Here is a 20961-nt window from a genome sequence, read left to right as displayed (position 1 = left end):
AATCGGCTCTGCGCAAAGGTCCTACGTACGAAAGTCGAGGAAGGCCAGTAGCGATGATCGAGAATCCGCTAGATTCGCAGCTTGCCGAGCTCCGTATTTACATCTTTCAAAACCGGAAGATCACGATCCGCGTTTTTCCATGCGGTAAGAAAAGCCTCATACTGACCGCGACTTGCACTCATGTTTCCAAGTACCGCATAGGACCGAGCCATGCCTAAATATGCCAATGGATAGAGAACGGATGTCGGGTCTATTCCCCGATTCCCCAAAATTTTCTTATATTCATCGATTGCCCTGCCAGGTTGGCCGGCTCGCAGAAAAGCCTGCCCGCGAAGCGACAGAATGTTGTAATCGCGCATTTCATACGGCCTCGCCAACTCTAGCGCGGAGATCGCATCCAGCGGCTTTCCGTGTTCCAATGCCAAGACCGCACGGATCCGCGGCAAGTCTACGTACGTCAGCAACGTGTCCGGCGACGGACTGCTGTGTGCGGCAAGAAATGCTTGCGCCGCCGACGGATCTCCCAACTCTGCTCGGAGTTGGGCATAATCTGCGGTTCCAGAATCGGCAGGATGAATTCGATCCAGCGCCATTCGAGACGCTTCAGGCAGACCAAGCTTCAACTCAACCAGGGCCTCATCGGTCAATATTTTGTCTGCAGTTTCCGGCAACTTCACTCGTTCGGCATTTTGATAAGCCGCCTGAAAGAGATCCCGCGCTTGTCGATATCTTCCCTGGACCGCAGCCGCTCCGCCGCGAAAGGATGGGAAATACCATACGCTCGTCCCATCCTCGTGAGTCTCAAACCACTTTGTCTCCCGAGTAAGCGAATCTTCGTCATCTTCCGCCAATGCGATCTCAAATAGGTTGAGGTGCAGCCCCGTATCTCCCCTGCCGACTCGCGCAGCCATCAATGTTGCTCTCTTACAATCTTCGAAGCGGTTTACGCCTTTATAGGCCTCGGCGAGGTTTTCATACATTAGCGCATTCGTTGGGAATTGCTTTACGCCCCGCTCGCCGGTCGCGATCGCGGGACCATATTGTCCCAACTTCAGGTATTCATCGGTGATATTGACTGTTGCAACGACGTCTTGAGGATAGGCCGACGCCAATACCTGGTTTGCCTTGATCCCTGCAATCAGATCATGCTGTCCATAGGCGTAATATCCAGCCCGAATGACAAGCTGCTCATATGCGCTGATATGGTCGCTCAGATCCAGGGCCTTCTTGTAATATTCGGCGCCAACAGTGTTTTGGCCGCTGTTTACATTCTCAACTGCGAGTTCACGGTAAGCCATCGCAAACTGAGGATCCAGCTCGACGGCTCGCTGATAGGCAGCAATGATGTCGCTTCGACTGCTACCCTGCGATTGCAGGTATTTCCCTATGGAATAGGCTCTCAACGCTTCTAATGATGGCGTCGTAGCGACTCGCAGCGGCACCTCGTAACTCTGAACGGACTCGGCGGACTCATTCAAACCTCTGCGGACGCGTTCAGCAACGGTGTCGAGTGCCTCGAGAACCTGTTCTTTGCTCTTCGCCTCTGCCTTTGCGCTGGCCAGTTGCTTCCCCGTAGTGCAGGATGAAGCCTCCAATGTTACGAGGTATTTGTTCCCGACGGTCGATATCGTGCCCGTAAGCAGAGCTTGCCGGTTGGTACGCTCACAAATCTCCTGGCCGATATCTGCGGTAATCGGCGTATCACTCTTCCGTCCCATGAAGAGAAGCGTGCTTACTCCCGCACGCTCGCTCAAGACATTCATGTAGGGAGACTGCTCCAGATCGATGTTGAGGGCCCGCTTGAGCGTGCGATCAAACGTCACATCTCCCGTGGAATTGACAAAATCCGCCAACACGACGGTCGCTACAGATGGCTTTGGGTGAAGACGTTTCCATAGGGCATTGCCTGCAAAGATGATCGCAATTAGCCCCGAGGTGAGCGCCGCAATTACGACCCAACCCCAGATAGAGGTCCTTCGCCGCGTGTGCTTCTCCTCCGTGACGATGCTGGTGGTCACGGTGCGCTGCTGAAGCAACAGGCTTCCACCCTGCGGCGTATCTCCGAGCCTTCTTCGCTGACCAGCACCTTCGGATTGCCCGAGAATCTGTACTGGAACAACAAATTGATAGCCACGGCCGGGGAGAGTCGTAATGTAGTTGCTTCCTCCGGGGGGTTGATCGAGAGCTTTTCGCAGTACAGAGATGCTTTGGGTGAGATTGTTCTCGTCTACGAAGGCATCTGGCCAGACGTTCTTCAACAATTCATCCTTGGTGACGACCCGTCCGGGGTTTTGGACGAGATAAAGCAACACGTCAAATGCGCGACGTTGCAACGTCACGGCGCTGTCATTGCGCCGCAATGTGCGTTCCAAGGGGTCAATCCGGAACTCACCGAACTGGAATATCTCACTCATTTATTTGAGTTTATCGCCATTCACAACTTGTCAGTCGCGGTCAGAATGGGTCACTGGCGTTCTTGCAGCGCGATGCGCACAATTCGCGCACGCTGAATTTCGAGGAGCTTGGTGACACGACTTTACCAATGGTTGAGGGAACGAGCAATGCTCTTCCGCGTCGAGTCGCATGACGACGGAACGCACCATAGCGTGCGCACCGAGGTGACGGTGAGCGAGAGAGAGCAAACCCTGGTGCTCGAAGGAACGTCCTGGGGTGGGCCCAAGACGTGTCCTTTGTGCGGAAACCCAATGTTTCCGGTACCGGAACCCTTATCCGAAGAGAAGGCGCAGGAACTGAAGCTAGGACATCGGGACGGCCAGGGATCGTGTCCTGGTCCCAAACAACGAGGCGGAATGAAGGGCTCGCGGCAGAGCGAGGACATAAGGAGGCTCCGGTGAGCGGTTCAATTTACGACATACTTAGCCCGGTTTCGCGTCTCAAATCGACGTGTTTAGCTCGGTTTGGGGTTGCACTCATTCTCTTCGGGATGGTCGTGCCGGGATTCGCGCAAACGGTAACGCCGGCGAGCACGAGCCTGACCTTCACCTCGGCCCAGGTGGGAATCTCCGCCGGGACGGCCGAGAGCCTTACTGAGACGTTTACGATCACGGGGTTCAGCAGCCTGATCACGCCGACGGCGACCATGCACTATGGACTGTCTTACACCGCAGGAGCGGTGAGCTGCACGGGATCGTTGGGGAGCCAGAGTTGCACTGTGTCGGTGAAGTTTACGCCTACGTATCCGGGCGGGCGGAGAGACGCGCTGTTCCTGATGAATGGCACGACACGACTGGCCACGGTGCTGGTGTACGGAATCGGTGAGAGCCCATTTGCATTGCTGCAACCCGGAATGTTCAGCACCTCGGTTTCTGAAGCGGGTTATCTCTACGACTCGGTAGTGGATGAGAATGGGGTGCTCTACATCCTGGAAACCGAACAGAACACTGTCTTGCAGCGGACGAAGGCGGGAGTGATTACGGCGATGCCGATCACAGGTCTCAGCTCTCCGCGGACGATCGCCATCGACGGTGCGGGTGTTCTGTACATTGCCGACCAGAAGCCCAACTCCGCGATCACCACCTACGATACTGTGCGGGGGGTCCAAGACACTTTTCCGTGGCCTACTCCCAGCCCGGGATATATTCAGTCGGCTACGGTGGGCAATACGGGCACGGTCTATGAGGCCGATTATGCGAACATCTATATTTTTCCTCCGACCGGAAGTCCGACCGATGTGACGATCGCCCCGGCGATCACGCAGCCCAGCATTATGACGGTTGACGACGCGGGCAACGTATTCATCGGCGGGTACACCATCAATGAGTTAACGCCTGGCGGGACGCAGACGGAAGTCAACACGGTGGGGGCCAGCGAGGGATTGTTTACGGATGCCGCTGACACGCTCTACGCGATGCGGTACACGGCTGGCGGCGTGGCCGAGCTGCCGGCAACGGGATATGGGACGTTGGAAGCATCCATCGATACAGCCGCTTCCCCACTGGGAGCTTCGATCGGGCCGGATGGCACCGTCTTCGTCGAGAACTACACCAACCTGGACGTCGTGAACCGCTCTTCGGGCGCCGTGGCCTTTGGAGCGCAACAGCCTGGGACAGCCGCAACCGCACAGACGATTACGTTATACAACGGCGGCAACGAGCCGCTCACGATCTCAGGGCTGGCCCTAAGCGGATCTGCGACGTTCACGATCGGAACACTGCCTTCGGGAAACTGCACGTCATCGACAACCATCGCTCCCGGCGCCCTGTGCCAGGTCCAGCTCGGATTCACGTCGGCGAATCCGGGAGACTTTACGGGAACGCTGACGTTCACAACCAACTCGCTGAACCAGACGGCTGTCACTCAGACGGTGGCGCTCTCCGCGACGATCAGCGGGGCCTACCTGGTCGGATCGCCGACGTCGCTCAACTTTGGATCGCAGACGGACGGGACGACGAGCACGACACAGTCGATCACGTTGACGAACCAGGGATACGGTTTCGCCGCAGATGCGTATAGCGTCAGCACGACGGATCCAGCATTCACCGCGACCCTGGGCAGCGGCTGCGCCAGCGTAGCCGTCAATGCGACGTGCACTTTGAACGTGACGTTTGCGCCGACAGCAGTACAGAGTTATAGCGCAACGGGAAGCGTCTCGGTGACGGATGTGGGACCGGGAAATGCGCCATCGGTGAGCTTCAGTTTGTCCGGCAATGGAACATCGGCGTCGGCGCCGATTGCTGGCCTGTCGCCGAATCCGCTGGTGTTCCCAAACGTCGCGGTGAATAGCAATTACACGCAAGGTACAGCTACGCTGACCAATACCGGCACTGCGACCCTCACCAATATCGTGGCGAGCATCACGGGAACAAACGCGAGTGAGTTCGTAATCTATCCAACTTCTACTTGCACAAGCACGCTTGCCGCGGGAGCCAGCTGCACCTATCTGATCAACTTCTTTCCAACGGTCGTCGGCGGATCTTCGGCAACACTTTCGGTAGCGGATAGCGCCAGCGGCTCGCCACAAACGATCACACTAAGCGGTGTAGGAACGCCTGCGGCGGAGCCCCAGGTGCAGTTCACGCCAACCGTCCTGAGCGCGATTGCAGGAACCGGCACGATGCCAATAAACTGTGTGAGCCCGGCGGAGCCAGGCCCGGCCCTGGAAACGCAGCTGTGCGGACCGAGCGCGGTGGCGGTGGACTTTAGTGGAAATGTATACATCGCGGAGCCGACCGCAAACGTGGTGTTGAAGCTCGATACCACCGGAAACATCACAACGTTTGCGGGTGTTCAAGGCAGCGCTGGCAGCTTTAGCGGCGATAACGGCCCGGCAAACGCGGCCCATCTGAATGCACCGTCAGGCCTCGCGGTTGATGGACTGGGAAATGTCTACATTTCTGACTCCGGCAATCTTCGCATTCGCGAGGTGAATGCGACGACCCACACGATTACGACCTTTGTCGGAGGAGGCAGTGGCACCTACTTCAATGGAGGCACGGGAGCGGCTGTCGTGCTCGCTCCTGCGGGGATTGCCTTTGATCCTTCCGGCAATCTGTACATTGCGGAACCAACGCAACAGATTGTGGTGAAGGTGACGTCTATAGGCGTGGCGACGCTGTTCGCGGGTGTGCAGGCGCCGGGCGGCGCGGGCATGGCCGGATATAACGGCGACAACATACAAGCAAACACCGCGGAGTTGAATGCGCCGACCAGTGTGGCGAGTGATCGCAACGGGAACATCTATATTGCGGACTCGCTGAATTACCGCATACGCTACATCAACGAAAACTTCGAGCCGGGGCTGATTTCGACCGCGGCTGGTAACGGGACCGCGGGCAATACGGGAGATGGCGGCGTAGCCACCAGCGCGGAGATTACTCCCCTGTCGATTACGCTCAACGAAGCCGATGACATCTTTATTTCGAATGGAACGACTCTACGCAAGGCTAGCAACCAGGGGTACATCTCCACATTCGCGGGGGGCGGGACCGGCGGGCTGGGAGGACCAGCGACGGCGGCATTACTGTCTGGTGTTGGACAGCCAGGAATCGACAACAACGGCAACGTGCTCATTCCGATAACGGGGACGCCGCAGGTGCTGTCGGCTGGACCAACGGGATTGCTGCAGTTTGGCAACCAGGCGACGGGCACGACGAGCGCGCCGCTGACCGTTACGGTCGAGAATACGGGTAACAACTTCCTGAACTTCAATAGCCTGAACTTTACTGCCACGGGGCCCTTCAGCGTCACGGGAGGAACCTGCGAACAGGAGACGGATGGCGGGTATAGTCCGAGCGAAACCTGCACCCTGACGGTGACGTTTACTCCCACAGCAACCGGGGCGCAGACGGGGTCGATTAGCGTAGCCAGCAATGCCCTGGCGAGCCCTTCGAGCATTACGCTGCAAGGGACGGGAACGGCTGCAGCGGCACCCACTGCGACGCTCTCTCCGGGGACGCTGAGCTTCGGGAGTGTGGCGTCGGGCGTGACGTCGAGTGCGCAGATGCTGACGCTGTCGAATACAGGCAACGCGGCGCTGACAATCTCGGGGATCACGATTGTTGGCGCGAATCCTAGTGACTTTGCAGAGACGAATACGTGCGGAGGTTCGCTGGCTGCGGGAGCTACGTGCACGATCTCGGTGACGTTCACGCCGGGTTCGGTGGCGAGCTTTGCGGCGACGGTTTCGGTTGCGGATAACGCGACGGGCTCACCGCAGACGGCGACGCTGAGTGGATCGGGAACGGCTCCGGCGGCTCCGATTGCTGCACTTTCGCCGAGTACGGTTAGCTTCGGGAACGTGGTTACGGGAGCGACTGCGAGTGCGCAGACGGTGACGCTCTCGAACACGGGCAATGCAGCGATGACGATCTCGGGCGTCGCGATTGGCGGGACGAATGCATCGGACTTTGCCGAGACGACAACTTGCGGTGAGTCGCTGGCGGCGGGGGCCTCGTGCACGATCGAGGTGACGTTCACGCCGAGCTCGGTGGCGAGCTTCACGGCAACGGTTTCTGTGGCGGACTCTGCGGCGGGTTCGCCACAGACTGCTTCTTTGAGCGGCGCGGGGATTGCGGCACCGGACTTTACGGTGAGCGTCACGCCGGCTATAGAGACTGTGAACTACGGCGGCGTGGCGACGTATCAGGTCACAGTCGGCTCGGTGAACGGGGACTTCAGCAATGCGGTCGCGCTGAGCGCCACGGGATTGCCTACGGGCGCGACGGCTACGTTTGCGCCGGCGTCGGTGACACCGGGCGGCGAGAGCGAGGGGAGCGTGCTGACGATCCAGACGGCTTCGCTCACTGCGCAGGCCCATGCGCCGAGCGGCTGGCGCTGGATGCCTGGCGTTACCTTGGCATTCTGCATACCGCTACTTTGGTGGAGGCGCAGAGAGCGAATCTGGCGGCTGGGTTCCGGGCTGCTGTGCCTGCTGCTCAGCGTGGGGGCGGCGATGCTGACGGGTTGCGGCGGCGGATATTACTCGCAGGCTCCGGCCCGGACATACACCGTTACCGTGACCGGTACGAGCGGTTCCACTCAACATTCCACCACCGTCACGCTGACGGTTCAGTAGGAGAGACGCGATGCGATTGGATAGAACCTTCTCAGCGGTAGGTGCGGCGGCGATCAAGGGATTCGTCGCGCTGGTAGTCGTCGCGCTTCCCTTTCACGGTCGAGCACAGGCGCGGCCGACGATGGTGTTTGGATTGGAGCCGGGGCAGACAAGTGCGGTGGATGTCGGCCTGGATTATGCGTATGTGCGGGCGAATGCGCCACCGGCGGCGTGCGGATGCTTTTCGATGAACGGCGGCGGCGGAAATTTAGTAGTTAATATGCCGCATGGTCTCAGCATGGTTGCAGACCTGCAGACTACCCACGCGCACAATATCAATGACACGCCGCAGACGATTACGGTGTTCGACTATTTATTCGGGCCGCGCTATTCGTATCGATCGGCGAGCAGGTTTACGCCGTATGCGCAGGTGCTGGTAGGAGGGTCCGACGAGCTCTCAAACTATGCGTTTGTGCGGAACAGCCAGGCGTTTGCAGTGAGTGGCGGCGGCGGCGTCAGTCGCTTGCTGAGCCGGCATTTTGCGTGGAACATCGTTGAGGTGAATTACGTCTACTCGCGGCTGCCAAATGCTGTGAACGATCATCAGAATGATCTTCGCGTGACGACTGGGATTGCTTTTCGCATTGGCCCTCGCTAGCAGGTTAAAGAGGAACGGCTCTGACCCTTTCGGATCAGAGCCATTTTTCTGAAACAATCGTTTTATGCGTGGGCGCGCATGAGTTCTGCGAAGACTTCGCGGCTGGGGCGAACGCGATCTTCTGGCAGGGTTGCGAGCGGCTCGTCCACCATGTTGAGGCGGCTGGCGAAGTCGAGTTCTTCGGTGTTGATGTAGAAGACGCCGGTGAGGACTTCGCCTTTTTCGTGGGCCTCCATGAGCATGTTGACGGCGCCTGTTTTGCTGGTGGGGGTGTAGTCTTCATGCAGCTTGCGGAGACGCAGGTGAGAGCCATCATGCAGCTCGACGTCGACGGTGGTGTCGGGATCGTACTCGACGGAGATGTTCTCGAACTGGGCGATGAAGCCGGTTTCGTTGACCAGCTCGTCATGCTCCTTCATGTACTTGTAGCTCTTGGTCGAGCCTTCGTGATCGTTGAAGGTAACGCAGGGCGAGATGATGTCGAGCAGCACCGTGCCCTTGTGGGCAATGGCGGCTTTGAGCATCGCGGAGAGCTGCTTCTTGTCGCCCGAGAACGAGCGGCCGACGAAGGTTGCGCCTAGCTGGATCGCAAGCGCGCAGACATCGATGGGTGGCATGTCGTTGACCACGCCAGTCTTCAGCTTGGAGCCAATGTCGGCGGTCGCGGAAAACTGGCCCTTGGTGAGACCGTAGACGCCGTTGTCCTCGATGATGTAGATGATGGGGAGATTGCGGCGGAGCAGGTGAATAAACTGGCCAACGCCGATGGAGGCCGTGTCGCCGTCGCCGCTGATGCCGATGCTGCGCATGGTCTTGTTGGCGAGGATAGCGCCCGTGGCCACCGACGGCATGCGTCCGTGCACGGAATTGAAGCTGAAGGAGCGTGACATAAAGTAGGCCGGCGACTTGGAGGAGCAGCCGATGCCGCTCATCTTCATTACCGTCTCGGGCTGAATGCCCATCTCGTAATAGGCTTCGAGGATGCGCTCAGAGATCGCATTGTGTCCGCAGCCGGCGCAGAGGGTCGATTTGCCGCCGCGGTATTCGAGGATCTCGAGACCGATGACGTTGGTTTTCGGTGTTGGGATAACAGGTGAGGTCGCCATGATTACTTGGTTGCTCCTTGGTGTGAGGCGATGGCCTCGGTAACTGTGCGGGCGTCGAGCGGAAGGCCGCCGAAATAAACGATGGAGTGCAGCTTGGTTGCCTGGGCTGGATCCAGGTCAACTTTCATGAGGTTCAGGAGTTGGCCGTCGCGGTTCTGCTCGACGACATAGATGATTTCGTGACTGGCGACGAAGTCTTCGACTTCCTGGGTGAAGGGATAGGCACGGACGCGGAGGTAGTCGGTCTCGATCTTCGACTCGCGTTCGAGCTGGCTGCGGCTTTCAATCACGGCTACGTGGCTGCTGCCGAAGGCGATGATGCCAATCTTGTGGTTGCCGGAGGCTTCGAGAACAGGTTTGGGAACATAGGTCTTGGCGGTCTCGAACTTACGCGCGAGACGACGCATGTTGTACTCGTAATCCTCAGGACGCTCGGTGTATTGAGCCTTCTCGTTCTTACCGCTGCCGCGGGTGAAGTATGCGGCCTTTGGGTGAGGCGTGCCGGGGAGGGTGCGATAGGTAATCGCATCGCCGTCGACATCCTTATAGCGGGCGAATCCGCCGGCTTCTTCAAGCTGCTGGGCGTTGAGGATCTTGCCGCGCGCGAGCGGCTTCTCGGGATAATCGAACGGCTCGGACATCCAGTTGTTCATGCCGAGGTCGAGGTCGGAGAGGACGAAGACTGGAGTCTGAAGCGACTCGGCGAGATCGAAGGCCTGGGTGGCAAACTCGAAGCACTCCCGGACTGTGCCCGGGAACAACAGGACATGCTTGGTGTCGCCGTGGGAGAGGCCCGCGATGAACGCTACGTCGCCCTGGGCAGTGCGGGTGGGCAGACCAGTCGAGGGGCCGGTGCGCTGCACGTCGAAGATGACGCCCGGGATTTCGGCGAAGTAGCCGAGGCCGGCGAACTCTGCCATGAGCGAAATGCCGGGACCTGAGGTTGCGGTCATGGAACGGGCACCCGCCCAGCCCGCGCCGAGCACCATGCCGATGGCGGCGAGTTCGTCCTCTGCCTGGACGATGGCGAAACTTGCTTTGCCATCTTTCTCGACGCGGTAGGTCTTCATGTATTTGATGAGGTCTTCGACGATGCTGGTCGAAGGCGTGATCGGGTACCAGGCGACGACGGTGACGCCCGCGAACATGGCGCCCATGGCGGCGGCGGCATTGCCGTCGATGATGATCTTGCCCCGGGTGGCGCTCATGGGCTCAACGACCAGGCCATCCTGCTTGGTGAGGGAGTTGGCGGCGTAGTCATAGCCGAGCTGGACTGCGTTCCAGTTGAGGTCGGCTACCGTGACCTTCTTGGCAAACTGCTTCCGCACGATGCTCTCAATGCCCTTGAGGTCGATTGAGAGGAGCTGGGCTGCAACTCCGACGTACACCATGTTCTTGATGAGCTTGCGGACCTTCATCTCGGCGCCGGTGGCAGCTACCAGGCTGTCGAACGGAACCGGGTAATAGACGATGTCGTCGCGGCGCTCGGTGAGATTGAATGCCTCGTCAAAGATAACGGCGCGACCGGGTGCGAGCTTGCGAATGTCTTCGTGAACCGTCTCGGGGTTCATGGCGATCAGGAGGTCGTTTTCGCTCTTGCGCGCGACCCAGCCGTCCTGACTGGCGCGAATCAGATACCAGGTGGGCAGACCAGCAATGTTAGACGGAAATAGATTCTTGCCCGAGACCGGCACTCCCATGTTGAAGATGCTGCGAAGAAGAATGCTGTTGGCCGACTGTGATCCAGAGCCATTGACCGTTGCGACATTGATCGCGAAATCGTTGACGATTTTCTTAGGGTGAACGGTCGAGTCTGCAACGGGGAGACTCTGAACGTCGAGATTACTGGTAGCCATCTAAAAATCCTTCCATCCTTGGGTGCGTCGAGTGCGTTTTGCAATGTGTGTTGGGGAATCCATGCGTGGAACCTGCCGAAATCACTCGTGGCCGTTTAACGGCCAACTTGCTTATGTCATCGGAATTGTAGCCCTTTCGCATAACTGCTCGCTATGGGATGGCGCAAGCGGATAGTTACGAAAACCCTGTATTGATAGCCTTTTTGAGTGGTCATGGTTTACAACGAGGTTGCATTTCCCAAGAGCATTGGCGAGCGAACTCCCTTGTGTGGCGGGGGTTTCGTGGTGGTTCGCTAGACCGGGCAGCGGGTACTTCCCACAGGAATCGAGATAGCTGACATTTGGTGCGATTATCATTCTGCGCCCGTTTGGACAGGTGCCTTTTGTGGTTCCGCTGCGAGGATTGCTTTCGGATCCGAATGACCCGGATTTGCGGCGCGCGCGGAGTAGACGCGCCACTCGCGATCCACGTCCTCCTGCGCTTCTTCCAACAGCCTGGCGGCGACGTCCGGATGGCTGCGGGCGAGCATGGTGTAGCGCGCCTCGTTGTAGCTGTAATCTTTCAGCGGGATCGACGGTGCGCGCGAGTCGAGCTGGAAGGGGTTCTTGCCCTCGGCCCGCAAAGATGGGTTGTAGCGCATCAGCGGCCAGTAGCCCGAGAGCACTGCCTTCTTCTGCTGCTCCATGCCCTGGGAGAGGTCGTAGCCGTGGGCGATGCAATGGCTGTAGGCGATGATGAGGGCGGGACCGTCGTAGGCCTCGGCCTCCTGGAAGGCTTTGATGGTCTGGGCGTCGCTGCCGCCCATGGCTACGCGGGCAACGTAGACCGAACCGTAGCTGACGGCCTCCATGGCTAGATCTTTCTTGGCGGTAAGCTTGCCGCCGGCAGCGAACTTGGCGACCGCGCCGCGTGGGGTGGACTTCGACATCTGGCCGCCGGTGTTGGAGTAGGTTTCGGTATCGAGGACGAGGACCTTGACGTTCTCGCCGGAGCCGAGCACGTGGTCGAGTCCTCCGAAGCCGATGTCGTAGGCCCAGCCATCGCCGCCGACCAGCCAAACGCTCTTGCGGGCGAGCGAGTCGGCCACGGTGAGCAGGGTGCGAGCTTCAGGGGAATCAACGCCAGCCAGCTTCGCACGGAGAAGCACAATGCGCCCGCGCTGCGCTTCGATACCAGCCTCAGCGGACTGGTCAGCAGAGAGAATGGCCGTGACAAGCTGGTCGCCGAGGATCGCAGCGAACGACTGCAGCAAAACTTCGGCGTACTCCTTCTGCTGGTCGAGCGCGAGACGAATGCCGAGACCGAACTCGGCGTTGTCTTCGAAGAGAGAGTTGGACCAGGTGGGACCGCGGCCGCTCTTGTTGACGGTGTAGGGCGTGGTGGGAAGGCTGCCGCCGTAGATGGACGAGCAGCCGGTGGCGTTCGCAATGAACAGGCGGTCGCCGAAGAGCTGGGTGAGGAGCTTGAGGTACGGCGTTTCGCCGCAACCGGCGCAGGCGCCCGAGAACTCGAACAACGGATCGAGGAGTTGGATGTCCTTCACCTGGTTGTGCGAGAGGCGATTGCGGTCGACCGAAGGCAAGGCTTCGAAGAATGTCCAGTTCTTGACTTCTTCTTCACGCAGCGGGGCTTGCGGCACCATCTGGAGGGCCTTGTGTTTTGGATCGGTCTTGCTGACGGCGGGGCAGATCTCTACGCAGAGATGGCAGCCGGTGCAATCTTCGGGCGCGACCTGCAGAGTGTAGCGCTCGGCTTCCATGCCGCGCCACTTCGGCTTCGCGGTTTTGAAAGTTTGCGGCGCGGTGGCGAGGAGCGTGGAGTCGAAGACCTTGGCGCGAATGACGGCGTGGGGGCAGACCAGGACGCACTTGCCGCACTGGATGCAGAGGTCGGTATCCCACACAGGAATCTCATGGGCGATGTTGCGCTTTTCCCAGTGCGCGGTGCCGGTGGGGAATGTTCCGCCAGGCGGCAGCGCGCTGACGGGGAGCAGGTCGCCGCGGCCGGCAGCCATCTCGCCGAGCACGTTGTAGACGAAGCTGGGGGCTTCGCGCGGGAACATCGGAAGAAGGTCGAAGGTGGCGCTGACGTGCTCGGGCAAGGTGACGCGATGCAGGTGAGCCAGGGCGGCGTCGACGGCCGCGTAGTTTTGTAGCACAACGTCGCCGCGCTTGCCGTAGGTTTTCTTGATGGCCTGCTTGATCTGGATGATGGCTTCGTCGCGCGGAAGAACGCCGCTGATGGCGAAGAAGCAGGTCTGCATAATGGTGTTGATGCGGTTGCCCATGCCGGCATCATGCGCGACGCTGTAGCCGTCGATCACATAGAACTGCAGCTTGCGGGCGAGGATGGTCTCCTGCGTCTTGCGGGGGAGATGCTGCCAGACTTCGTCGGCGCCGTAGGGCGAATTGAGCAGGAAGACTGCGCCAGGAGCGGCCGCGGCGAGGATGTCCATGCGCTCGAGGAACGAGAAGTTGTGGCAGGCGATGAAGTTGGCTTCGGTGATGAGATACGTCGAGAGAATGGGCTCGGGACCAAAGCGCAGATGGGACGTCGTGACGGAGCCGGACTTCTTGGAATCGTAGACGAAATAGCCCTGCACGTAGTTGTCGGTGCCGGACCCGATGATCTTGATGGAGTTCTTGTTGGCGCCGACGGTGCCGTCTGAACCGAGGCCGTAGAAGAGAGCGCGGATGGTGCGCGGATCTTCGGTGGAGAAGGCTGAATCGTAGTCGAGGCTGGTGTGGGTGACGTCGTCCTGGATGCCGATGGTGAACTTGTTCTTGGGCTGCGGCTTCTTTAGCTCGTCGAAGATGCCTTTGACCATGGCGGGAGTGAACTCCTTGGAGGAGAGACCGTAGCGGCCGCCAATCACGCGCGGGCTTTGCAAAAAGCGCGGCGCGGGGCTCGCGAAGGATTCGGCGAGCGCCGTGACGACGTCCTGATAGAGCGGTTCGCCGAGCGAGCCGGGCTCCTTGGTGCGGTCGAGGACGGCGATGGATTTGACTGTCAGCGGCAATGCCGCCATGAAGGCTTCGGCAGCGAATGGGCGATAGAGCCGAACCTTCAGCAGGCCGAGCTTTTCCCCCTGGGCGTTGAGATGGTTGATGGTTTCTTCGACGGCTCCGGCACCCGATCCCATGATGATGATGACGCGCTCGGCGTCGGGAGCGCCAACGTAGTCGAATAGTTGGTAGGCGCGGCCGGTGAGGCGGGCGAAGTTGTCCATGGTGTTCTGCACGATGGTGGGGCAGGCGAGGTAGAAGGGATTGGAGGCTTCGCGCGCCTGGAAAAAGACGTCGGGATTCTGGGCAGTGCCGCGGAGGATCGGATTGTCGGAGCTGAGGGCACGCTCGCGATGGGCACGAACGAGCTTCTCGTCTAGCAGTGCGTTGATGGTCGCGTCGGAGATGACAGCGGCCTTATTGATCTCGTGCGATGTGCGGAAGCCGTCGAAGAAATGCATGAAGGGGATTCGCGATTCGAGGGTGGCGATGTGCGAGATGAGGGCCATATCTCCGGCTTCCTGCACGGAGTTCGACGCGAGCATCGCGTAGCCGGTGGAGCGGCAGGCCATGACGTCCGAGTGGTCGCCAAAGATGGAGAGAGCGTGGGTCGCGATCGAGCGCGCAGTTACATGGATGACGTTGGAGGTGAGCTCGCCTGCAATCTTGAACAGGTTGGGGATCATTAATAGAAGGCCCTGCGAGGCGGTGAAGGTGGTGCTGAAGGCTCCGGCCTGCAGGGCGCCGTGCATGGCGCCGGCGGCTCCGCCTTCACTCTCCATCTCTGCGATGAGGGGAATGGTGCCCCAGATATTCTTGCGGCCTTCTTCTTTCCACTGGTCCGCCCACTCGGCCATGGTGGATGAGGGAGTGATGGGATAGATGGCGATTACCTGCGCTAACCGGTAAGCCACCAGGGCGGCGGCTTCGTTTCCATCAAGGATGGCTGTCTCAGTTCCTTCAGGAACTGCTGTCTTTTGATCGACCAATGGGAGGCTCCAATCGTTGCAATCCCATTCTGAGCTTGTGGCCGATGAGCGGTTGTGATGATTATCACAAAGCTGTTTTTCGGGGTCTGATATGTTGTAGAAAGAACGTATGACAAGCCATATCTATCTGCCGGTTATCGTCCTGTTGATTGGAGGCGCCGGGTTTGCGGTCGGTCCGCTGGCCTTGGCGTGGGTGTGGGCTAGGAAGTTTTCGCCACAGAAATCCGGCCCCAGCAAGAACTCTATCTACGAGTGCGGTCTGGAATCCGACGGGGACGCTTGGATCAAGTTCAAGCCGGGCTACTACATTTACGCGATCGTCTTTCTTATCTTTGATGTAGAAGCGATCTTTCTGCTGCCCTTCGCAGTGTCGTTTGGTGGTTTTACCGCAGGCGAAGCGATCGAGATGCTGGTGTTTGTAATTTTGCTGGTGGGTGGCCTGGTCTGGGCCTGCCGGAAAGATGTGCTTTCCTGGAGCTAGCCGAACGCGGAGTAAACTAGAAAAAGCGTCGGTTTGCCCCCAAAAAACCGATTGAACCCTGACGTTAGAAGGTTTTGTGGAAATGGATGAGCAGCTAAAGAGCGAGTTGAGACGGCAAGGTGTGGTTGCAACCTCTCTTCAGGAACTCTACAACTGGGGCCGGAAGAGTTCGGTATGGCCGTTGAACTTTGGCCTCGCCTGCTGTGCCATCGAGATGATCGCGGCCACCATGGCCCGCTATGATCTTGCGCGATTTGGCGCCGAGGTCTTTCGCCCCTCCCCGCGCCAGGCCGACCTGATGATCGTCGCCGGAACCGTGACCAAAAAGATGGCGCCGCAAGTGGTGCGACTCTATAACCAGATGCCGGAACCGAAGTACGTGATCTCGATGGGAGCCTGTGCGATATCCGGCGGTCCCTTCAAGCAGGGCTACAACGTGCTCAAGGGAATCGACCGCTACATTCCGGTGGACGTCTATATTCCCGGCTGCCCGCCGCGTCCCGAAGCGCTGATCGACGCCTTCATGATGTTGCAGCGGAAGATCGATGCGCAGTATCTGACCGGCCCCGGTCGGCCGCGGCACCTGGACGCTGAAACGCCAAGTGAGTTTGTGGTGCCGGAGTTTGGCCCACACGATTTGGTTCCGACAAGCAACAGCGAAGTCTGGAGCGTTCCGCTGGTTAACATTTCGAATGCAGGCAAGAATGAACCTGGAAGAGATTAAGTCCCAAATCGAAGCGAACGTTCCCGGTTGCCGGTTGGAGATCATTCCCAATGGCAGCCCTTCCGGTCAGCATTCCCTGCTGGTGGATGTGGAGCACGGATTTACCGTGGCGAGCTTTCTGCGCGATGGCGCCACCCCGCGTTTTGACTTCTGCTCCAACGTCACTGGCATTGACTGGCCTGTCAAAGAGGTCTCCACCAAGACCAAGGTGAAGAAGATCGTCGATGGCGTGGAGAAGGAAGTGGATGAGGTGGTGAAGTCCCAGACGGGTGGGTATCTGGAGGTGGTCTATCACCTCTATTCGATTGAGCAGCGGGAAGGTCCGGTGGTTCTGCGCATGCGGACCGAAGACCGCGCCGAGCGGGTACATGTTCCCTCACTCACGCCGATCTGGCGGAGCGCCGAGTTTCAGGAGCGCGAGGCATATGACCTTTTCGGGATTCTGTTTGATGGACATCCGGATCTTCGCAGGCTGTTGATGTGGGAAGGCTTTGTAGATCATCCAATGCGCAGAGATTATGTTGATCCGGACGACTACGAGTACGAGCCGACAGCGCACGACGACGTATTGAAGCGAGCCCAGGCGCATCGTCCCGCGCAGGAGGGAGGTCTATGAACATCCTGACCGACACTTCTGTCGATTCGATTTCCACTGATGAAACCGACCATCTCACAGGAGACCTGCTCGAGATTTCGATGGGGCCGCAGCACCCTTCCACGCACGGCGTGTTTCGGATGAACGTGACGCTGGACGGCGAGCAGGTGGTGAAGTTGAAGCCCGTTTTCGGCTACCTCCATCGCAATCACGAAAAAATCGCCGAGACCGAAAGCTACCTCGGCTGCATGCCCTACACGGACCGGCTGGACTACATCTGCTCGATCACCAACAACTGGGCGTACGCGTTGGCGGTCGAGACCCTGGCCGGCATCAAGGTCCCGGAGCGCGCGGAGTATTTGCGTGTCATCACGGGCGAGCTGACCCGGCTGCAGAATCATGCCGGCCTGATCGGCTTCCTGATGCAGGACATGGGCGCCAGCGGCACACCGCTGATGTATGCCTTCCGCGAGCGCGAGAAGATTCTGGACCTGTTTGAGGCGCTGACCGGCGCGCGCATGATGTGTAATTACATGCGGTTTGGCGGCTGCCGTTGTGACTTGCCGGCGGGCTGGCTGGACGGCGCAAAGAAGGTCGTGGAAGGCTTCCCGAAGTTTTTGGACGAGTTTGAAAGCCTACTGAAGACCAACGAAATCCTGATGGCGCGGACTCAGGGAGTGGGCATCGTCACCAAGGCACAGGCCATCAACGCTGGGTTGAGCGGACCGATGGCGAGGGCCTCGGGCGTCGATTACGACCTGCGCAAGGTGGATAAGTACGGCATCTACGAGCGTTTCAACTTTAGAGTTCCGCTCGGCGAAGTCGGCGACGTGTACGACCGCTACATGCTGCGCGTGCTGGAGATGCGCGAGTCGGTCGAGATTCTAAAGCAGGCGATTCGCGATCTGCCGGAAGGCCCGATCATGGACCCCGGCACCAAGATTCGCGGCTTCCGTCCCAAGGCTGGCGAGGCCTATGGACGCATTGAGGGACCGAAGGGGGAGCTTGGCTTCTATCTGATTAGCGATGGGTCACCGAATCCTTACCGTTATCGTGTCCGTCCGCCGACGCTGATCAACCTCACGCTGCTGGAAGACATGTGCCTGGGACATAACGTCGCCGACATCGTGATCATTCTCGGCAGCATCGACATCGTTTTGGGCGAGGTGGACCGTTGAGTTCCTGTAAACGGCAGCTCGCCATCTTTCGCATCGCAGGGGGTTCGCTTTGCTAGGTGAAGGTATTGTTAAGGGCCTGGCCGAGACGGCACGCAATTTCTTCGGCAGCTACGTCAACAAAGAACGGCTCACGACGGTTCAATTTCCAGAAGAGCGGCTACCCCAGATCGAGGCGACGCGCGACTTCCCTTTCCTGGTGTATGACGGCACCGATCCCGAGCCCGGACTGCGTTGTGTGGCCTGCCAGATCTGCGAAAAGGAGTGTCCGCCCAAGTGCATTTACATCGTCAAGAGCGCGGACAAGAAGCCGGACGCGACAGGGAAAGCGCAGTTCTATCCTGCACAGTTTGATATTGATATCTCGGTCTGCATGAGCTGTCAGATTTGCGTCGAGGTCTGCCCGTTCGACGCGATCAAGATGGACGTCGAGTTCGAGATGAGCTCCGAGGATCGCTTTGGTGGCTTGCTGCTGGACAAGTACAAGCTCGCGAAATCGAACGAGTATTACAACAAGATTCATCCCACCGAGGCTGGCGCTGTCGACGCAGCCCTGGCCGAGGAGCGCGCGAAGGCAAAGCTGGCAGCAGAGGCGAAGGCGAAGAAGGACGCAGAAGTCGCTGCCGCTAAGGCTGCCGCAGCAGCAGCTCCTCCTCCTCCAGACGCGACGCCGGCTCTTGCAGCTGAGACGCCGGCACCCGCCGTCGCGACGGCATCTGGAGAGACCAAGTGAACGATCGAGTGGTAGGAAACGGGATCAATATTCTGTGTTGGATGGTGCGGACATATGTTTGAGACGATCGATCAAATCTTTGTCCTCATCAAGCACTGGCTCCTTGGCTATGTGCCCGGTATGGCTCAGCCTCTCATCTCCGCGATCCTCTCGGTTGTTCCGGTGGTCATTGCGTTCCCTCTGCTGTTTGCGATTACGACCGTCCTCGAGCGCAAAGGTCTGGGAAGAATGCAGAACCGCTACGGCCCGAATCGTACCGGCTGGTTCGGCATCCTGCAGCCGATGGCCGATGGCATTAAATCCCTGACCAAGGAAGACATCGTTCCGCGGACGGCAGATCAACTGGTGCACTTCCTGGCACCCGTCGTGATGGTGATTGCTTCGTTCCTGGTCTACGCCGTAGTGCCTCTCGGCAGGAACATGGTCATCGCCGATCTAAATGCCGGCGTGCTGTTCTTCTTTGCGATCGGCTCCATGGTGGAGCTGTCGGTATTCATGGCGGGATGGTCGAGCCACAGCAAGTATTCGCTGCTGGGTGCGATGCGCGCCATCGCCCAGATGATCAGCTACGAGATGCCGCTGGTGCTTGCATCGGTGGTCGTGATCATGGCAGCCGGGTCCCTCTCGACCGTGACGATTGTGAACATGCAGGCCGGCTATACCGGGATCTGGCCACACTGGTACGTGTTTACGCCCTGGGGCATCACCGGATTTATTATCTTCATGATTGCGGCGACAGCGGAGTCGAACCGTTGCCCGTTCGATATGCCCGAGGGCGAATCGGAGATTATCGCCGGCTATTTCATCGAATATTCCGGATTCAAGTTTGCGCTGTTCTTCCTCGCCGAGTATCTCGGCATGTTTGCGACCAGCGCGATGGCGATCACGTTCTTCCTCGGCGGCTGGGCGGCTCCGTTCTCTTTCCTCACCTGGATTCCTTCCTACGTTTGGTTCTTCGGGAAGCTGCTGACGATCATCTGCGCGTTCATCTGGGTTCGCGGCACTCTGCCGCGTCTGCGCATGGATCAGTTGATGAACTTCGCATGGAAGTTCATGCTGCCTCTGTCGCTGATCAATATTGTTGGTGCCGGAATCTGGCACTTTATGCCTGCCGGATTTACGCGGTGGGGCGTAGTAAGCTTGCTCATCCTTCTGTCGTGTGTGCTGTTAAGCCGCGGCTTGCGGCGCAACAAGTGGTTTCATGTGCGCACGTATCGCTTCGCCAGTTAGACCTGTGATGATCATCACAGGGTAGTCGGGTTCCGTATGTTCATCTGTATCTACTTCCTTTGCAGGGTTGGAATCGTTTCAAGATGACAATTTCCTTTTTGCTGCTCGCCGCAATCACCATCATCGGAACCGCCGCGGCGATGACTCTGAAAAATCTCGTGCACTGTGTTCTCGCGCTGTCGCTTGGCCTGGTCGGATTAGCGGCGTTGTACCTGCAACTTGGCGCACAGTTCGTTGGGTTCACGCAGATTTTGGTGTATGTCGGAGCTGTCGCGATTCTCGCCGCATTTGCCATCATGATGACGCGAAGCGCTGACCCGACGGCATCGAACGCTGCCGCCTCCTTTCGAGCATCCGGCGCATTGATCGCCGTTCTGGTCTTTGCGGTCCTGGCCTGGGCGACAATCTCCGGAACCTCGGCGCAGCCGATTTTCACTGCAGCGCCGGAAGGCTCGGTCGGCCAGGTGGGCGCGGCGCTGATGCATCGCTTCGTTCTGCCGCTCGAGGTCATCGGTCTGCTGCTCACAGCCGCACTCATCGGTGCGGGCATCCTTGCGATGGATGAACATCGGGGGACTCGATGAACCCGCTCTCCGACTACCTTCTGCTCTCTGCCTTTCTGTTTTCCATTGGCCTGGCTGGCGCTCTCACGCGTCGCAACGCGATTCTGGTGCTGATTGGAATCGAGTTGATGCTGAACGCGGCCAACCTGAACTTTATTGCTTTTTGGCGTTACGGTCCGCACCCTGAAGCATTGACCGGCGTGATGTTTGCGATCTTTTCCATCAGTGTCGCCGCAGCAGAGGCCGCTGTGGGCCTCAGCATTATCCTTGCCGTCTATCGGCACTCCAGGACAACGGACCTAGACAAGCTGAACTCGATGAAGGGCTAAGCA

At 58.9% G+C, this 20961-nt stretch carries 14 protein-coding genes and 1 pseudogene; 10 read left to right on the top strand and 5 right to left on the bottom strand.

Annotated features, from left to right (window positions below):
• Window positions 1-68: 68 nt before the first annotated feature.
• Window positions 69-1478: a tetratricopeptide repeat protein gene (locus GSQ80_RS23490; RefSeq protein WP_254059747.1), complete on the bottom strand. Its 1410-nt coding sequence runs from the start codon at window positions 1476-1478 to the stop codon at window positions 69-71.
• 702 nt (window positions 1479-2180) lie between these two features.
• Window positions 2181-2414, bottom strand: a pseudogene (locus tag GSQ80_RS23990) (transcriptional regulator); the annotation flags it as partial.
• Window positions 2415-2851: 437 nt separating this feature from the next.
• Here GSQ80_RS23990 and GSQ80_RS17845 point away from each other — a divergent pair.
• A complete protein-coding gene (locus GSQ80_RS17845) occupies window positions 2852-7534 on the top strand; it encodes a choice-of-anchor D domain-containing protein (RefSeq protein WP_158789016.1) in 4683 nt (1560 codons plus the stop codon).
• 10 nt (window positions 7535-7544) lie between these two features.
• Window positions 7545-8171, top strand: a complete 627-nt coding sequence (locus GSQ80_RS17840) for a hypothetical protein (protein WP_158789015.1) — start codon at window positions 7545-7547, stop codon at window positions 8169-8171.
• Window positions 8172-8233: 62 nt separating this feature from the next.
• On the opposite strand, the gene GSQ80_RS17835 is transcribed toward GSQ80_RS17840, so the two are convergent.
• The 3 genes from GSQ80_RS17835 to nifJ all read right to left on the bottom strand — a co-directional run bounded on the left by GSQ80_RS17835 (window position 8234) and on the right by nifJ (window position 15128).
• The gene (locus tag GSQ80_RS17835; RefSeq protein ID WP_158789014.1) at window positions 8234-9277 is read right to left on the bottom strand and encodes a 2-oxoacid:ferredoxin oxidoreductase subunit beta; all 1044 of its coding nucleotides are present in this window, start codon (window positions 9275-9277) and stop codon (window positions 8234-8236) included.
• A gap of 2 nt (window positions 9278-9279) precedes the next feature.
• A complete protein-coding gene (locus GSQ80_RS17830; RefSeq protein ID WP_158789013.1) occupies window positions 9280-11133 on the bottom strand; it encodes a 2-oxoacid:acceptor oxidoreductase subunit alpha in 1854 nt (617 codons plus the stop codon).
• Between the two features lie 353 nt (window positions 11134-11486).
• Window positions 11487-15128 carry a pyruvate:ferredoxin (flavodoxin) oxidoreductase gene (gene nifJ / locus GSQ80_RS17825; protein WP_174241362.1) on the bottom strand — a complete coding sequence of 1214 codons (3642 nt, stop codon included), beginning with the start codon at window positions 15126-15128 and terminating at the stop codon, window positions 11487-11489.
• Between the two features lie 109 nt (window positions 15129-15237).
• Between nifJ and GSQ80_RS17820 the strand changes: the two genes are divergently transcribed.
• The 8 genes from GSQ80_RS17820 to nuoK all read left to right on the top strand — a co-directional run bounded on the left by GSQ80_RS17820 (window position 15238) and on the right by nuoK (window position 20958).
• A complete protein-coding gene (locus GSQ80_RS17820) occupies window positions 15238-15609 on the top strand; it encodes an NADH-quinone oxidoreductase subunit A (protein ID WP_158789012.1) in 372 nt (123 codons plus the stop codon).
• A gap of 82 nt (window positions 15610-15691) precedes the next feature.
• Window positions 15692-16333 (top strand): NADH-quinone oxidoreductase subunit B, encoded by a 642-nt coding sequence (locus GSQ80_RS17815; protein WP_158789011.1) that lies wholly within the window; start codon window positions 15692-15694, stop codon window positions 16331-16333.
• On the top strand, window positions 16314-16949 hold the full coding sequence (locus GSQ80_RS17810; protein ID WP_158789010.1) for an NADH-quinone oxidoreductase subunit C: 636 nt from the start codon (window positions 16314-16316) through the stop codon (window positions 16947-16949). Before GSQ80_RS17815 ends, GSQ80_RS17810 begins: the two co-directional genes overlap by 20 nt.
• Complete coding sequence (locus GSQ80_RS17805; RefSeq protein WP_158789009.1) at window positions 16946-18106, top strand: NADH-quinone oxidoreductase subunit D; 1161 nt, start codon at window positions 16946-16948, stop codon at window positions 18104-18106. Before GSQ80_RS17810 ends, GSQ80_RS17805 begins: the two co-directional genes overlap by 4 nt.
• Window positions 18107-18155: 49 nt before the next feature.
• Window positions 18156-18836: a 4Fe-4S dicluster domain-containing protein gene (locus tag GSQ80_RS17800; RefSeq protein ID WP_158789008.1), complete on the top strand. Its 681-nt coding sequence runs from the start codon at window positions 18156-18158 to the stop codon at window positions 18834-18836.
• Between the two features lie 54 nt (window positions 18837-18890).
• A complete protein-coding gene (gene nuoH / locus GSQ80_RS17795; RefSeq protein WP_158789007.1) occupies window positions 18891-20066 on the top strand; it encodes an NADH-quinone oxidoreductase subunit NuoH in 1176 nt (391 codons plus the stop codon).
• Window positions 20067-20125: 59 nt separating this feature from the next.
• Window positions 20126-20650 carry an NADH-quinone oxidoreductase subunit J gene (locus GSQ80_RS17790; protein WP_254059745.1) on the top strand — a complete coding sequence of 175 codons (525 nt, stop codon included), beginning with the start codon at window positions 20126-20128 and terminating at the stop codon, window positions 20648-20650.
• Entirely contained in the window at window positions 20647-20958 is a 312-nt protein-coding gene (gene nuoK, locus GSQ80_RS17785) for an NADH-quinone oxidoreductase subunit NuoK (protein ID WP_158789006.1), read from the top strand. The genes GSQ80_RS17790 and nuoK overlap by 4 nt, the downstream gene beginning before the upstream one ends.
• Window positions 20959-20961 lie beyond the last annotated feature (3 nt).

The organism is Granulicella sp. L46 (genome assembly GCF_009765785.1).
Taxonomy (GTDB): Bacteria; Acidobacteriota; Terriglobia; order Terriglobales; family Acidobacteriaceae; genus Granulicella.
Note: the sequence above shows the minus strand (reverse complement) of the source record. Positions and strands in the feature narration are given on the sequence as shown.